Consider the following 16,466-nt stretch of genomic DNA (forward strand, 5'->3'; position numbering starts at 1 on the left):
GTCATGCAGGGCTGTTTCTTAATCAGAGATGAATGGTTAATCATCAAATTTATTTCGTTATAACCTTAGTGAATACATTTTTACGAATGAAGTCAGTGGTCGCATCAGGCATTGGCACGTAATCTAACTCTTCAGCCATCTTTTTGCCATCCTTAAATGCAAAATCAAAGAACTTAATGACTTCAGCAGCGTTGGCTTTGTTCTCAGGATTCTTATAGAGCAAAATGAATGATGCGCCTGTAATAGGCCACGATTTCGCACCAGCAGCATTAGTGATAAAGGCTCCCATACCAGAAATCTTTGCCCAATCTGCTCCAGCAGCTGCAGCAGCGAATGTTAAGTCATCCGGAGCAACAAAATTACCGTCCTTGTTTTTCAAGGAAATGAAATTCATTTTGTTCTTTTTAGCGTATGCATACTCTACATAACCGATTGAGTTTTTCACGCGAGTAACGTTAGCAGCTACGCCTTCATTACCTTTACCACCTACCGTAGAAGCGGCTGGCCACTTAACGTGTGCTCCTGCACCGACTGAATCTTTAAATAAGGTACTGGTCTTAGCTAAGTAGTCCGTAAAAATTGCAGTTGTACCAGAACCATCAGCACGTGTAACTACAATGATTGGGCCAGAAGGAATCTTTACGCCAGGATTCATGATAGCGATACGCTTATCGCCCCAGTCAGAAATGATTCCCTGAAAGATATCGGCCAATATTGGACCATCTAATTTGATTTCTCCTGGCTTAACGCCATCAACGTTAATGACAGGAACAACTCCACCAATAATTGCTGGAAACTGAACCATGCCATCTTTTGCGAGATCTTCAAATTTCACTGGATTGTCGGTAGCACCGAAATCAAGAATTTTAGCTTTACTTTGCTTGATACCACCTGAAGAGCCAATTGACTGGTAATTCAAATTCGAGCCAGTTTTAGCTTTATAAGCTTCAGCCCATTTTGCATAGATTGGGTATGGGAATGTTGCACCAGCACCAGTCATGTCAACAGCAAAGGCAGCTGGAGCAAGAGAAATGGCGCTAATCACAAGCGCTTTTTTCAAGAGTGATTTCATTTGAACAGTCCTTAACAAAGGGATTACAAAATTAATTCAATGAATGAAAGATACGGGCTGCGTATGACGCTTTGATGACACTTACTAAGTATCACAAAATATTTAATTAAATCAATATTTTATAAGGATGTGGAGGTTATAAAAACCCATATTTTAAGGGGATTATGAGGAATCATGAATGAGTATTTAGAATGAAATCTCTCGTTTAAGTTAGTTAAAAACAATGGGCTATTTAGCCTCTGAACTTAAAAATAACCTCAGGCAAGTCTACCAAAATAAAAAACCACCCGTAGGTGGTTTTTTATTAAAACGTTACATCATTACTTCTTCGTAACTTCAATTGTGGATCCACCTTGTTGAATCACCACAGGGCTCTTAGACCAGCCCGTTAAAGAAATAGTGATATTCTTGTCACTGTGAATTTTAGAGCGGCCGGTTTCTTCCATGCCCCCCACTAATGAAAAATACTTACCTTCAAAATCAGTAAGGTTATGAAGGTGATGCACATCACCCCTGGCAACTAGATGAGATGCGCCGATTTGATTTTCATATAAGCCGATATTCTTAACCGTCAAGGGGTATTGTTTACCCTGATACGTTAATACTCCTGAAGAAACGCTAGCCTTTTAACCAGTTGCCAAAGCGTACACCTTTAGATCAACAGTGACCTTAGCAGTCGGTGTAGGCAGAGGTACATCGCTTTGTGCACTTGCAGGACCAGTGAAGGTGGCTAAGCCAATTAGTAAAGACGCTGCCAATGATTTGAGGCTGTGCATAAACGTCTCATCTATCACAATTCATCATGAATAATTTATGTTTCAATGCTGCATTTTTGTTGGATTGAATAGGCGCCAGTAGAGGCATCAGCAATGGTCAAAGTAGCAACAGTAGTACCATTTTGCTCTATCAACAAAATCATCTACTAAGAATAGATGATGTGATATGGTTCAAATCATCTAGTAGTGCAAAGACAAAGATTGAGTAGTCGTTATTCGTACTTAGAACAGAAATTTGATGGTATTTTTATACTATTACCTTGTAAGCTATTGGCTTACAGGAATTTACTCTGTGGCTGTTTTATGCAGGATGATTGTGCAACGATTTTCAAAAACCTCAGAGCTATCTCCCCAAGGTTGATTCAGGGAGCAAAGACTAGATGTCAATAAATCTTAATTATTGCAACAGGCTAGCCTCTATAAGGCAGCTCAGAAGAATGCTGGGGTGATTTTAAGAAATCGACCTCTCAAGCTCAGCATCGTCAGAATCAAATTTAGCCTCATAAAGCTTTCCAAGCTCACTGATAATTCATTTCGAGAATGTGGGGAAAAGGATTATGAAGCTGTTTATCTAATGACTTTGTGGCGGAGAGGGAGGGATTCGAACCCTCGGTACTATTGCTAGTACGCCTGATTTCGAGGCAGGTACATTCGACCACTCTGCCACCTCTCCAATACACGCAGGATCAACTTGAACAACAGTCCCGCTAAAACACTGCAACTCTTTACTCGCAGATGCCTGTCATGAGCAGCCCACCAGAAAAGAATCCAAAAGGTTTCTTGCTGCCATTCACTATCTCATCAATGCTGAGATAGTCTACAAAAGCACCATTTTTGCCACTAGACTTTTGCATCCAAATCACCTTGTAAGCGTTGCCTGCACTTCCAGATGCAATCACCTTAGGATTTTTTAAGGTGTCCATCACATCTCCAATGACTTCTCCGCTTCTCTTGACTACCACAAATGCTTAACCCACTCTTGGGCTATCTTTTTGGCCAAGATGAGCTCTCCATTGCTCTTGATATAAGCGTCGCTTAGTACTTCGCATCGATAGGTTTTTTCAGCAGCAAAAACGCTTGGCGCAATCCATATCGCGCAAATGAGGCCAAGAAGTGTTGAGCGTGATTTCATTTCAAAGGATCTACTTTTCACTTATGCAATTGGCTTAAGCACTATGAGACCACCGAGATATGGCTGTAAAGCTTTTGGAATGGCGATACTGCCATCTACTTTCTGTTTGTTCTCAAGCAGGGCTACTAATGCTCTACCCACCGCAAGACCGGATCCATTTAAGGTGTGCACTAATTCAGGCTTACCTTGTCCTGCCTTAAAGCGCGCTTGCATGCGTCTTGCTTGAAAATCGCCCATGCTAGAGCAAGAACTAATTTCACGATAAGCATTTTGTGACGGCACCCATACTTCTAAGTCATAAGTCTTAGTGCTGCCAAAACCCATGTCACCTGTGCAGAGCAGCACTTTTCTGTAAGGGAGCTCCAATAGCTCTAGGATTTTTTCTGCATGGCCCGTGAGCTCTTCTAATGTTTGCATGGAATGCTCGGGCTTCGTAATTTGTACTAATTCGACTTTGTCGAATTGATGCTGACGAATCATGCCACGCACATCACGACCGTAACTGCCTGCTTCGGAGCGAAAGCATGGTGTATGAGCTACATACTTCATCGGTAGATTATCTGCGTTGACGATTTCATCGCGGACTAAATTGGTTACTGGTACTTCAGCTGTTGGGATAAGATAGAAGTTTTCAGTTTTTGCTTCACCCCCCTCGACTTCGTTACCCATTTGACGCAGAACTTTAAATAAGTCCTCTTCGAACTTAGGTAACTGACCGGTGCCACGCATAGATGCTGCATTTACCATGTATGGAGCGTATACCTCTTGATAGCCGTGGTTTGATGCGTGGGTATCAATCATGAATTGCGCCAAAGCACGATGCAATCTAGCAATCGGCCCCTTGAGCACAACAAAGCGTGAGCCACTTATCTTGGCGACTGCTGCAAAATCTAGACCTAATGGACCACCAAGATCTACGTGATCTTTAATCTCAAAATCAAAAATAGGTTGCTCACCCCAACGTTTGACTTCTTTGTTTTCAGTTTCGTCTTTCCCGGTAGGCACAGATTCATCAGGAAAATTCGGGATGCCCATTAAGAAATCTGCAATCTCTGCTTGCAGTGCGCTTAATCTTGCAGCACCAGATTCCATGTCAGTATTAACTTGAGCAACCTCAGCCATCTCCGTTGAGGCATCCTCACCCTTACCCTTTTTCATACCAATTGCCTTAGACAATTGGTTGCGTTTGGCTTGCAATTCTTCTGTACGGGTTTGTAAATATTTACGCTCAGACTCCAATGTATTGAACTTCTCAACATCAAGCTGAAATTTACGTGTAGCTAAGCGAGCCGCTACCGCAGCGATATCTTTTCGGAGTAATTGCGGATCAATCATAAATTGTTCTAATTTGGTCTATTTTGACTGGGTCTTGAAGCTCTAGTTTAAGCGCAAGACCTCTGCTCCAGCAGGTGGAGTAAACACAAAGCGATTGGCTGGCAAAGCGACATTGAGCTGAATTTTATCGACTGTTACCAGCACTACACTTCCCAGTCCATCTGTTAACTTAAGCGCCTTGGGTAAGCCATTGGCCATGCCAATGGCGATCTTGGTATACGGTAAGTCGTTTTTGTCCTTGGCATTCGGATCTTTTTTAGGCATTAAGGACACCCACATCATCCCTAAACGCTCTTCACCCTCGATGAGATCAAAATGCTGATCCAATGAAGTTTCGCCAAACAAAATTGCTGCAGGGGTTGAAGCTAACGCTTGTCCAGCAGGACGAAAGCTTGCTTGATTTAAATCTTTATCCCACAAGATTAATTGCTTGCCATCTGCAATCAATTTTTGCTCATATGGTTTTTGTGTATCCCAAACAAAGCGTCCTGGACGCTGAAACACAAAATGACCTTGAGTCTGGCGCACCACCTTTAAGCCTTTGTCTTGAGGCTCATTCGCTTTAGGAGCACGTAACTGCTGCTGCACAAAATCACCTTCTGCAGTTTTAGAGTTACGCACAAATTGACGTAATTGCTCTGTGCCACTCTCTCTTTGAGAATGTGCCGTTACTGAAAAACAGAAACCGGCAATACTAAGGATTGCTGCAATGAAAAATTGTGTCATGAACTTTTACTCTGATGGGCGATGCAAAATCTCGCGATTGCCGCCATTACCCATCTTCGAAACAAGACCCGCTTTTTCCATATCTTCTAATAAACGTGCAGCACGGTTGTAGCCAATACGCAGATGACGTTGCACCAATGAGATGGAGGGACGTTTATTTTCTAAGACGATAGCAACTGCTTGATCGTAGAGAGGATCGGCCTCACCACCACTCTCACCAGTGAGAGCATCTATATTAGATTCATCAGCGCCCTCAAGCACCCCATCGATATAGTTGACTTCGCCATTCTCTTTAAGCCACTCCACTACACGGTGCACCTCATCATCCGATACGAAAGCTCCATGAACACGCACTGGCAAGCCAGTACCTGGAGCCATATAGAGCATGTCACCCATTCCGAGGAGCGCTTCTGCGCCCTGCTGATCCAAAATCGTCCGACTATCAATCTTCGAACTTACTTGGAATGAAATACGGGTTGGTACATTGGCTTTAATCAGACCGGTAATCACATCCACGCTGGGGCGCTGTGTAGCCAAGACTAAATGAATACCAGCAGCACGGGCTTTTTGTGCAATGCGGGCAATCAACTCTTCGATCTTCTTTCCTGACACCATCATCAAGTCAGCCAACTCATCAATCACAATGACAATCACTGGAGCTTTATAAATTGGCTCAGGATCATCTGGAGTTAGGCTAAATGGATTTGTGAGCTTCTCACCTTTTTCCTCTGCTTCCAGAAGCTTCTTATTAAAGCCCGCTAAGTTACGCACACCAAAGTTACTCATGAGCTTGTAGCGGCGTTCCATCTCATTCACGGCCCAGTTAAGTGCATTGTAGGCTTGCTTCATGTCAGTTACAACTGGACACAATAAATGCGGAATCTTGTCGTAGATCGCCATCTCTAGCATCTTTGGATCAATCATGATCAAACGCACTTCATCAGTCTTTGCTTTAAACAATAAAGACAAAATCATTGCATTGATACCGACTGACTTACCAGCGCCAGTAGTACCCGCTACCAAGCAGTGTGGCATCTTCGCTAAGTCAGCGACCATCGGACTTCCAGAAATATCTTTACCCAATGCCAAGGTCAATAATGAGTGGTTGTCGTGATATACCTGCGAGGTCAGAATCTCTGATAGATAGACTGACTGACGGGTTGGATTTGGCAACTCTAAGGCCATGCAGGTTTTGCCAGGGATAGTTTCCACAACCCGCATACTCACTACACCAAGTGATCGAGCCAAGTCGCGGGAGAGATTGACAATTTGGCTTCCCTTCACACCAACTGCTGGATCAATCTCATACCGTGTGACCACTGGTCCAGGGTATGCCGCAATCACAGTTACTTGAACATTAAACTCCGCTAACTTGCGCTCAATTAAGCGTGAAGTAAATTCCAAGACTTCAGCAGAAATCGTTTCTTTAGCTTCAGGCACTGGATCAAGTAAAGCAAGTGGTGGTAATTCTGCATCGGGAATATCTACAAACAACGGCTGTTGTTTCTCACGCTCGACTCGAGCGCTCGTGGGAATCTCTGCGGGGACGCGCACAATTTGCACTGGCGCCGCGACTTCTACACGACCCCGAAATTCTTCAACAAACTCTTCACGTTCTTCCGCAGCCGCCTCACCCACCTTGCGATCTGCTTCACTATCACGTCGCTCACGAATGCGTAAAAAAGAAACCTCTAAAAAGCGACCTACTTTTTCAGCAATATCCAACCAGGAGAAATGCAGAAATAACGATAAGCCAGCACAAAGACCAAACAAGAGAACAATTGTTGCCCCCGTAAAACCAAGTGACATTTGCAGAGGGTCACCAATCAGCTCTCCCAAAATGCCACCTGGGGGTCTAGGAAGTTCCCAAGACAAGGAATGTAAGCGAATGGACTCTAGTCCCATGCTACAAATTAAAGTGAGTCCAAAGCCCAACCAACAAACTACAAGAGAGTCTGGCTTGGTATCTGGATCTGGGGGCAAAGGAATACTCCACAACTCGCGCCAACCATTAAGCACACGACGCCCAAAGAGGGCAACCCACCAAAATGCCGAGATACCAAAGATATACAGCATCAAGTCGACTAAATACGCCCCAAAACGACCGCCTAGGTTCTTAGGGGCCTCAAAACTCGCGTGAGACCAAGCTGGGTCAGCCTTAGAATACGTCAGCAAGATGGCAAATAATCCTAAACATAAGCCCAGAGAAATGAACCAGCGGGCCTCTAGTAAGAGGCGGCGCATCCTGCCCTGCCCGCCGTTCTCAGGGGGCTGGGGGGGGCTCAATGGAGCCTTAGACTTCGGATACGCGGTTCTTGCCATGTTCTACCGATTGTAATCAAGCAAATCTATAATTTGAATATGACTACAAATACCCCAAAACACTCCAAAGTTCTGATCCTCGGATCTGGTCCTGCAGGCTATACGGCAGCCGTATACGCTGCTCGCGCCAACCTGAAGCCTACCCTCATTACCGGCCTGGCCCAAGGCGGTCAATTAATGACCACAACGGACGTTGAAAATTGGCCAGCTGATGCTGATGGCGTTCAAGGCCCAGAGCTCATGGAGCGCTTTTTAAAGCACGCTGAGCGCTTTAATATAGAAATCATTTTTGACCATATTCATACGGCCGCCCTTAAAGAAAAGCCTATGCGCTTGGTTGGTGACTCTGGTACCTATACCTGTGATTCATTAATTATTTGTACTGGTGCATCTGCTCAATACATTGGCCTACCCAGTGAAGAAGCATTTATGGGTCGTGGTGTTTCTGGCTGCGCAACTTGCGACGGATTCTTCTACCGCAATCAAGACGTCTGCGTAGTCGGTGGAGGCAATACAGCTGTTGAGGAAGCGCTTTACCTCACTGGCATCGCGAAGAAAGTAACAGTAATTCATCGTCGCGACAAATTCCGTGCTGAGCCAATTCTGAATGATCGCCTTATGGCAAAGGTAGCTGAAGGCAAAGTAGAGTTCAAACTCAATGCCACTCTTGATGAAGTGTTGGGCGATGAAAAAGGGGTTACTGGTGTTCGCATCAAGAAACAGGATGGCAGCACTGAAGAGATCTCTGTAACAGGCGCCTTTATTGCAATTGGACATAAACCGAATACCGAACTCTTTGTTGGTCAACTCGAGATGAAAAATGGTTATATCAAGACCCATTCTGGACTTGAGGGCAATGCTACTGCTACCAACATCCTCGGTGTATTTGCTGCCGGAGATGTCCAAGACCACATTTACCGTCAAGCCATTACTAGTGCGGGAACAGGCTGCATGGCTGCATTAGATGCGCATCGTTATTTAGAAACGTTGGAATAAGTCTATTCATTTGCTTAATTAAAACACTTAGTTCACCAGTAACTGCGGCTTTATGCGCCTCAGAACCTTTACCCCCAAAGTTACCTTCTTCGATATATTTCTTAGCATTGTCCCAAGCGCCACCGCCGGTACACATCGAAATAGCACCAAATAGGTAAGGAATCATGCCGCCGATAAAGAGGCCAATGGTCACCATATGATTAGATAAGTCAAAAGAGACTTGCTAGCCAATGCTCTCTAGCGCATGCGTATAGTCAGCAAAGAGAACGAGAGCAGCCAAACCAGCAGAACCAATCGTGTAGCCTTTAGTGACTGCTTTAGTAGTGTTACCTACCGCATCCAATCGATCGGTGATATCACGCACCGATTGTGGCAAACCTGCCATCCCGGCAATACCACCAGCGTTATCAGTAATCGGACCATATGCGTCAAGTGCAACGACGATACCTGCCATCGACAACATAGCTGTTGCTGCAATGGCAATACCGTACAAGCCGGCTAACCAATACGCTGCAAAAATCGCCGCACATACAAAAAGCACAGGATCACCAGTCGACTTCATGGCAATACCTAAGCCTGCAATGATGTTGGTGCCATGGACTTTAGTGGAGGCTTCAGCAATATGCTGCACTGGCTTGAACTGGGTACCGGTGTAGTACTCAGTAATCCAGACCAAACCTGCTGTGAGTAATAAGCTGACTACAGTTGAACCAAACAAACGCCATTGGCTACCAGGAATTCCCAAAGAATCATCAGGCATGATGAAATTGGTGACAAAGTAAAACACTACCAGTGATAAGCCACCGGCAATAATCAAACCTTTATATAAAGCGGGCATGACGTTTTTCATGTCAGGACTGGCTTTTACAAAAGAACAGTCAATAATAGAGGCAATGATGGATACCCCACCGAGCACTACTGGAGAGATGATCGCCGCTACTGGCACACCAGTAATCATTAAAGCGCCTAACACCATGGTTGCAATCAAAGTTACAGCATAGGTTTCAAATAAATCCGCTGCCATGCCTGCACAGTCACCAACGTTATCGCCTACGTTATCCGCAATAACAGCAAGATTGCGAGGGTCATCCTCGGGAATACCAGCTTCAACCTTACCTACCAAGTCTGCGTCAACGTCAGCACCTTTAGTAAAGATGCCTTCACCTAAACGCGCAAAGATTGAAATTAAAGATGAACCAAAAGCTAAACCAATCAATGGGTGCAAAACGGCAGAGCGCTCTTGCCCCGCACCGATTGACACAAGAAACATAAAAAAACAAACCTACACCGAGCACGCCAAGACCAATCACTAGCATGCCAGTGATTGCACCGCCTTTGAATGCGACATTTAGGGCTTCATTTATTCCTTTAGTCGCTGCTTCTGCCGTCCGCACATTGGCGCGCACCGAAACATTCATATCAATAAAACCACAGGCTCCAGATAAAACAGCACCAATTACAAAACCAATCGCTGTCGCAAAATCTAAAAAGAGTGCCATGAGAATCGTTAGGATTACCCCAACTACAGCGATCGTCTGATATTGACGCGACAAGTACGCTGCTGCTCCTTGCTGAATCGCCTCAGCGATTTCTTGCATTTTGGCATTGCCGGTACTCCGCCTCAAGATCCAGTCGCGCGCATTACGCGAAACCGTAAATCACCGCTATAACACCGCACGCCAAAGCAAAATACAAGCCTAAAGTGATATTACTCATGCTTGAACTCCCTAAAGTTAATCATTTGTTAATCTTTATTATTGTGCATAACCAGCACTTAGATAGACCTGGTTTCTGAAAGCTTTAAACTATGGTCTTTAAGCTTTACCAGTATGCAGCAGAACCCCCTGTGCCCCCTTTATAGGATCAGGGTATTTACTACTCACTATTCGGAGTATTTATGAGTCTCGACAACGTCAAGCCAGGTAAAAAGATCCCTGAAAGCTTCAACGTCATTATTGAAATCCCAATGAATGCGGATCCAATTAAGTATGAAGTAGATAAAGAGAGTGGCGCAATTTTTGTTGACCGTTTTATGGGTACTGCAATGCACTATCCATGTAACTATGGCTATATCAATAAAACGATTGCGGGTGATGGGGACCCTGTTGACGTTCTCGTTATTACTCCATTCCCGCTCATTCCAGGCGTAGTAGTCAGCTGCCGCGCAATTGGCATCTTGCAAATGGAAGATGAAGCAGGTCAAGATGCTAAATTATTAGCAGTACCAGAAGACAAAATTTTGCCAATTTATACCCACTGGCAAAAACCAGAAGACATCAACCCATTACGTTTAACTCAAATCCAACACTTCTTTGAACACTACAAAGATTTGGAAAAAGGTAAATGGGTAAAAGTCAAAGGTTGGGGTGGCGTTGCTGATGCGCACAAGGAAATCTTGGAAGGTATCGAGCGCTATAACAAAGAAAATACATAATTTTCAATACTTGAAAAGGCTTTGTGAACTGGAGTGAGCACAAAAAAATCGCCCTAGCCCAAATCAACCCTTTACTAGGTGATTTAGCTGGCAATGCGCAACTCATTCATAAAGCCGCTTTCGACGCCTATTCCCAAGGCGCCAGACTTGTGGTTACACCAGAGCTCTCACTCACAGGCTACCCCCCAGAAGACTTATTACTACGCCCCGCTTTTATTGAAGTTGCACAACTGCAATTAGAGAAGTTAACAGCTGAGCTAGCTCAATATGCCGACCTGACAGTGATTGTTGGTCACCCTAAAAAAACCGCTTCTGGCTTGCTTAATTTTGCTTCTGTTTTACAAAACGGCAAAGTGATCGCAGGTTATGCAAAACAGGAGCTGCCCAATCATGAGGTATTTGATGAGGTTCGCTACTTTGTTTCCGGCAATCAAGCTTGTGTATTTGAATGCGAAGGTATTCGTTACGGTTTAATTGTGTGTGAAGATGCATGGCATGCTGGACCCGCTAAGTAAGCACATAGCGCTGGTGCCCAGATATTGCTTGTGCCGAATGCTTCACCCTATCACCTTCAAAAAGAAGCACTGCGCATTGAAGTATTACGAGGGCATATTGCTCAAACTCATATGCCTCTGGTCTATGTCAACGCTATTGGCGGTCAAGATGAATTGGTATTTGACGGCGGCTCTTTTGTACTCAACAGCAGTGGTGATCTCGTAATGTCCATGCTGCAATTTGAATCTGGCTTGGGTACGGTTTCAGTTTCGGTCAACGGCGAACTGGAAAGAGGCTTGAGATCTCCACCTCAGTCAGTTGAAGCGCAAGCCTATCAAGCACTTGTCTTGGGAGTACGCGACTACGTCAATAAAAATGACTTTCCAGGCGTCATTATTGGCTTATCGGGCGGCGTAGACTCTGCATTAGTCTTAGCAATTGCTGTAGACGCTTTGGGCGCTGATAAGGTATGCGCTGTCATGATGGCTTCTCGCTATACGGCAGATATTTCCTGGATTGATGCCCGAGAAATGGCTCAGAATTTAGGCGTGCAATACGACGAGATTCCGATTAGTGGTCCAGTAGATGCACTCGAACAATCGCTAGCGGAGCAATTTAAGGGCTTAAAAGTAGAGGCTACAGAAGAAAATATTCAGGCACGCGTTCGTGGCACCCTACTCATGGCGCTCTCTAATAAAACTGGTCGGCTGGTTTTAACCACCGGCAATAAAAGTGAAATGGCCGTGGGTTACTGCACTCTATACGGTGATATGGCTGGAGGTTTTGCAGTGATTAAAGATATTGCCAAAACTTTGGTTTATCGACTTTGCGCATATCGCAATAGTATTGCGCCAGTCATTCTAGAACGCATCCTGACACGCGCTCCTTCGGCTGAATTACGCCCGGACCAAAAAGATCAAGACAGCTTGCCTTCCTACGAAGTATTGGATGGCATTGTTGAGCGCTACATGGAGCAAAACCAATCAATTGCAGAAATTATTGGTGCAGGATTTGATCCTGAGAGCGTTGAAAAGGTGACGCGCCTGATTAAGCTGAATGAATACAAGCGTCGCCAAGCTCCTCCGGGAGTCCGCGTTACCACCAGAGCCTTCGGCCGAGATTGGCGCTATCCCATCACCTCACAATTTAGAGCCTAGACACCCAAAAACCACTGTATTTTGGCAATGGATTCAAGTTCTAGGTATGATTACCGCGTTAGGGGGAATAAATGAAATTAATTACATCCATCATTAAGCCGTTCAAACTCGATGAAGTCCGTGAGGCTCTAGCAGAAGTGGGCGTTACAGGATTGACCGTTACCGAAGTTAAAGGTTTTGGTCGTCAAAAAGGCCACACCGAACTCTATCGTGGCGCTGAATATGTTGTCGACTTTTTGCCAAAAGTGAAAGTGGAAACCGTAGTGGCAGATGATCGTATTGCAGCTGCCCTTGAAGCGATTACCAAAGCTGCGCGCACTGGAAAAATTGGTGATGGCAAGATTTTTGTTACTGCAGTTGAAGAAGTGATCCGTATTCGCACTGGCGAAACAGATAACGCAGCGGTTTAATGTTTTAACTGCTACAACGCTCAGAGCATTAACGCGTCTGAGATTCTGAAGCAGGCACTGGGGCGGCAGGTTGAATTATTTCAGCCGCCTCCAAATTAATTGTCTTATTCGGTGTGTTACCAATGCGGACTTTAGCACCCTGAAAATACATATCTACCCCATTTAATCCGCTGGTTAGCACCTTGAATGGCGGCTTTCCATAAACGCTAGCTCCAACGCCTGGCTCAAGAGTTTTATTTTGGGTTTTACCAGCAGCATCCACTACGCAAATAGTTTGAGCAGTCTTAGATTGGAAGTACACCATATCGCCAGTTTTTTTGGGCGCATCGGGCTTGTAATTGAGTGCCGAAGCATCAGCTAAAGGGCATTCGGTTGAAACAACTGGTTCGGGCTGCACAATAACTGCGGTGGCAGACTTCATCTCTGCAGGAGGAGCATCCGGCGCTACCTCTTGAATAATAACAAGATCCTCTTTAACGGGCTCAGGAAAAAATAGAGGGCGTAGGTTTACAACAGAACAAATGATTGCTGCAGCAATTGCTAACAAAATGAAGATGCTCTTTTTAGGATCAGCTGGTGCCTTCGTTTTTACACTGTAGTCAACATAATCTTCAGATATTTTCGTTGCGCTAACTTTTGGGGGCTCTTCTTGTGGCAACAGAGGTGGACTTACAGGAGCGCTTGTTTTTATCTCTTGGGATGCTTGAACTTCCTTTGCTTTTATAGGCTGTTCATTCTTTGCTTCTGTGTCAGATTTTTTTACGGCCTGCGCTGATTCACTCAATTCAAATGCCTCTTCTGGTTTGAGTTTTAATAAACCCGCCACTTTTTTTGCTGCTGTAAATTTAACTTGAGCACCATAAAAACTACTGGTTTCACCGTTTTCAATCTGTTCAATTTGACGTACAGATAAACAAGACATGCCAGATAAATTTTTCGTGCTTAAACCCAGGCTTTCTCTAGCCTTGGTGAATGCCTCTTTTCGGATCTCAGGAAGTTTTGTCGGACTGCCCACTGAAGATTTGTCTCGCTATTGTTTTATTTACTGTACTGTAACGCTTTGATTACTTTAATACTTTTTTCAATATTAGTATTTAAATACCAATGCTTCAATGGATCTAAAGTTAAATAGAAAACGGATGGTCACCACCATCTTACGCCAACTGTTTACAAAATGGTGTTGGGAACCTAATCCTGTATTTCCTTGTTTTATGTATATTGCAACGCAACATTTTCTTGAGAAATACTGCCCATTAAGCATTGAGCACCCTGGAGCAGATCTCACAGCACAATAGAGCCTTTAGACACAAACCTTTTCTGGAGTAATAAGCATGAAACGCCTTAATGAACGCTCGCGCATGGTCACCGAAGGGGTCACTCGCACACCCAACCGTTCAATGTATTACGCAATGGGTTACGAAGAGCCGGATTTCGCAAAACCAATGGTTGGAGTTGCAAATGGTCACTCCACGATTACCCCTTGCAATAGTGGCTTACAAAAATTAGCTGATGCCGCTGTGATTGCGCTTGAAGAGGCAGGCGCAAAAGCCCAATTATTTGGCACTCCAACTGTCTCTGATGGCATAGGCATGGGTACCGAGGGCATGAAATATTCTCTCGTCTCACGCGAGGTCATTGCTGACAGCATTGAAGTTTGTGTAAATGGTTTGTGGCAAGACGGTGTTGTTGTGATTGGTGGTTGCGATAAAAATATGCCAGGCGGCATGATGGCCCTAGCCCGCACCAACGTACCCGGAATTTACGTCTATGGCGGCACAATCAAGCCGGGACACCACAAAGGCAAAGAACTCAATATTGTTTCTGCATTTGAGGCGGTTGGTGAATTTACCTCTGGCAGATTAAGTGAAGAAGAGTTAAAGGTTATTGAACAACATGCTTGTCCAGGTAGCGGCTCTTGTGGCGGCATGTACACGGCAAACACGATGGGTTCCTCCTTTGAGGCTCTCGGAATGAGCCTCCCCTACTCCTCTACGATGGCCAATGAAGATGCTGAAAAGGTGGCAAGCGCCGCTGAATCAGCACGTGTCCTAGTTGAGGCGATCAAAAATAATCTGCGTCCCCGCGACATCATTACCAAGAAATCTATCGAGAATGCAGTGAGCGTGATTATGGCGGTTGGCGGCTCAACAAATGCAGTCTTGCATTTTTTAGCCATCACCAGTGCCGCTGAAATTCATTGGTCAATTGATGACTTTGAACGTATTCGCCAACGCGTTCCAGTCATTGTTGATATGAAACCATCTGGCACTTACCTGGCAACTGATTTGCATCAAACTGGCGGTATTCCACAAGTAATGAAAATTTTGCTCGATGGTGGACTGCTCCACGGCGATTGCATGACCATCACTGGCAAAACACTTGCTGAGACATTGAAAGATGTTCCTGTTCCCTCCGTGCCTCGCGCCGATCAAAAAGTCATTCGCACTTTAGATAATCCTTTGTACAAACAGGGTCACTTGGCCATTCTAAAAGGCAATATTTCTCCAGAGGGTTGCGTTGCCAAGATTACCGGCTTAAAGAACCCATCCATCACTGGCCCAGCACGCGTCTTTGACTCTGAAGATGATGCAATGGCGGCCATCATGGCTCAGAAAATTAAGGATGGTGACATCGTAGTTATCCGCTATGAGGGCCCCAAAGGCGGTCCTGGCATGCGTGAAATGCTCGCCCCAACCTCAGCTCTAGCTGGTCAAGGATTGAGTGAGTCTGTAGGCCTCATTACGGATGGTCGCTTCTCAGGCGGTACATGGGGCATGGTGGTTGGCCATGTCGCTCCAGAGGCCTATGTTGGCGGAACAATTGCATTAATTAAGGAAAGCGACTCCATCACAATCGATGCCCATAAGTTACTCATTGAATTGAACGTGGATGAAGCTGAGATTGCTCAGCGTCGTGCCGCATGGAAACAGCCTAAACCTCGCTATACCCGTGGCTTGTTAGCTAAATATGCAAGCCTTGCAAGTAGTGCTAGCAAAGGTGCAGTAACGGACTTGGATTTAAAAATCTAAGTTGATTGTCCTAACTAAAAAGCCCCTAACGAAATCTAGGGGCTTTTTTATTACCTCACCATTGCTAATCAATCTGAATCTTAGTGCTTCATTGCGCCGGAATTACCCATCGCATTGACAGGCATCTTCACCTCTACTTCGCCAGCCTTTGCAAATCTGAGCTTTACTGGCACAATTTCACCAGCAGCCAAAGGCGCTTTAATGTTGATAAACATGAGATGCAATCCGCCAGGTTTGAGCTCAACTGCACCGCTTGCTGGTATAGCAATAGCTTTCACTTCACGCATTTTCATTACATTACCTTCCATGGCCATCTCATGAAGTTGCATTTCATCAGCCACTGGAGAGCTAGCTGCAACCAGCTGATCGGCAGCGCCTGTATTTTCTATCTTCATAAAGCCACCAGCAACTTGCTGACCTGGAACGGTAGCTCGTGTGTATGCATGCTCAATCTTGATTGATCCCACTCTGACTTCTTGTGCGAGCACTGTAAAGCTCAAACTCAATCCTGCAACCAATAATAATACTGTATTACGTTTCATACCTGCTTCCTTTCGTTAATCTAAGAACTTGAAATCCTGC

13 protein-coding genes, 1 tRNA gene and 2 pseudogenes are annotated in these 16,466 nt (G+C 44.9%); 5 read left to right on the plus strand and 11 right to left on the minus strand.

Annotated features, from left to right (window positions below; genetic code table 11):
- Positions 1–49 precede the first annotated feature (49 nt).
- The 8 genes from pstS to DXE31_RS00120 all read right to left on the minus strand — a co-directional run bounded on the left by pstS (position 50) and on the right by DXE31_RS00120 (position 7,285).
- Entirely contained in the window at positions 50–1,072 is a 1,023-nt protein-coding gene (gene pstS / locus DXE31_RS00090; RefSeq protein ID WP_114697372.1) for a phosphate ABC transporter substrate-binding protein PstS, read from the minus strand.
- Between the two features lie 320 nt (positions 1,073–1,392).
- The gene (locus DXE31_RS00095) at positions 1,393–1,647 is read right to left on the minus strand and encodes a hypothetical protein (RefSeq protein WP_114697373.1); all 255 of its coding nucleotides are present in this window, start codon (positions 1,645–1,647) and stop codon (positions 1,393–1,395) included.
- Between the two features lie 51 nt (positions 1,648–1,698).
- Positions 1,699–1,848 carry a hypothetical protein gene (locus tag DXE31_RS09625; protein ID WP_162785479.1) on the minus strand — a complete coding sequence of 50 codons (150 nt, stop codon included), beginning with the start codon at positions 1,846–1,848 and terminating at the stop codon, positions 1,699–1,701.
- Positions 1,849–2,431: 583 nt separating this feature from the next.
- Positions 2,432–2,521, minus strand: a tRNA-Ser gene (locus tag DXE31_RS00100).
- Positions 2,522–2,573: 52 nt separating this feature from the next.
- Positions 2,574–2,771 carry a hypothetical protein gene (locus DXE31_RS00105; RefSeq protein ID WP_162785480.1) on the minus strand — a complete coding sequence of 66 codons (198 nt, stop codon included), beginning with the start codon at positions 2,769–2,771 and terminating at the stop codon, positions 2,574–2,576.
- Positions 2,772–3,001: 230 nt separating this feature from the next.
- Positions 3,002–4,315 carry a serine--tRNA ligase gene (gene serS, locus DXE31_RS00110; RefSeq protein ID WP_114697375.1) on the minus strand — a complete coding sequence of 438 codons (1,314 nt, stop codon included), beginning with the start codon at positions 4,313–4,315 and terminating at the stop codon, positions 3,002–3,004.
- 42 nt (positions 4,316–4,357) lie between these two features.
- The gene (locus tag DXE31_RS00115) at positions 4,358–5,041 is read right to left on the minus strand and encodes an outer membrane lipoprotein carrier protein LolA (protein WP_114697376.1); all 684 of its coding nucleotides are present in this window, start codon (positions 5,039–5,041) and stop codon (positions 4,358–4,360) included.
- A 6-nt stretch (positions 5,042–5,047) separates the two neighbouring features.
- Positions 5,048–7,285, minus strand: a complete 2,238-nt coding sequence (locus DXE31_RS00120) for a DNA translocase FtsK (RefSeq protein WP_174222253.1) — start codon at positions 7,283–7,285, stop codon at positions 5,048–5,050.
- 117 nt (positions 7,286–7,402) lie between these two features.
- Between DXE31_RS00120 and trxB the strand changes: the two genes are divergently transcribed.
- Positions 7,403–8,359: a thioredoxin-disulfide reductase gene (gene trxB, locus DXE31_RS00125; RefSeq protein WP_114697378.1), complete on the plus strand. Its 957-nt coding sequence runs from the start codon at positions 7,403–7,405 to the stop codon at positions 8,357–8,359.
- A gap of 31 nt (positions 8,360–8,390) precedes the next feature.
- Here trxB and DXE31_RS00130 read toward each other — a convergent pair.
- Positions 8,391–10,075, minus strand: a pseudogene (locus tag DXE31_RS00130) (sodium-translocating pyrophosphatase); the annotation flags it as partial.
- 181 nt (positions 10,076–10,256) lie between these two features.
- Here DXE31_RS00130 and ppa point away from each other — a divergent pair.
- The 3 genes and pseudogenes from ppa to DXE31_RS00145 all read left to right on the plus strand — a co-directional run bounded on the left by ppa (position 10,257) and on the right by DXE31_RS00145 (position 12,855).
- Positions 10,257–10,793 (plus strand): inorganic diphosphatase, encoded by a 537-nt coding sequence (gene ppa / locus DXE31_RS00135; RefSeq protein WP_114697379.1) that lies wholly within the window; start codon positions 10,257–10,259, stop codon positions 10,791–10,793.
- 23 nt (positions 10,794–10,816) lie between these two features.
- Positions 10,817–12,445: pseudogene (locus DXE31_RS00140) on the plus strand (NAD+ synthase).
- A 71-nt stretch (positions 12,446–12,516) separates the two neighbouring features.
- The gene (locus DXE31_RS00145) at positions 12,517–12,855 is read left to right on the plus strand and encodes a P-II family nitrogen regulator (protein WP_114697380.1); all 339 of its coding nucleotides are present in this window, start codon (positions 12,517–12,519) and stop codon (positions 12,853–12,855) included.
- A 28-nt stretch (positions 12,856–12,883) separates the two neighbouring features.
- Here the strand turns inward: DXE31_RS00145 and DXE31_RS00150 are convergent, their stop codons facing one another.
- Entirely contained in the window at positions 12,884–13,870 is a 987-nt protein-coding gene (locus tag DXE31_RS00150; RefSeq protein ID WP_114697381.1) for a helix-turn-helix domain-containing protein, read from the minus strand.
- Between the two features lie 316 nt (positions 13,871–14,186).
- On the opposite strand from DXE31_RS00150, the gene ilvD reads away from it, so the two are divergent.
- Positions 14,187–15,884: a dihydroxy-acid dehydratase gene (gene ilvD, locus DXE31_RS00155; protein WP_114697382.1), complete on the plus strand. Its 1,698-nt coding sequence runs from the start codon at positions 14,187–14,189 to the stop codon at positions 15,882–15,884.
- An 80-nt stretch (positions 15,885–15,964) separates the two neighbouring features.
- Here ilvD and DXE31_RS00160 read toward each other — a convergent pair whose 3' ends face one another.
- Positions 15,965–16,426 (minus strand): copper chaperone PCu(A)C, encoded by a 462-nt coding sequence (locus tag DXE31_RS00160; protein ID WP_114697383.1) that lies wholly within the window; start codon positions 16,424–16,426, stop codon positions 15,965–15,967.
- Positions 16,427–16,466 lie beyond the last annotated feature (40 nt).

The sequence above is a fragment of the Polynucleobacter necessarius genome (genome assembly GCF_900095185.1).
GTDB lineage: Bacteria > Pseudomonadota > Gammaproteobacteria > Burkholderiales > Burkholderiaceae > Polynucleobacter.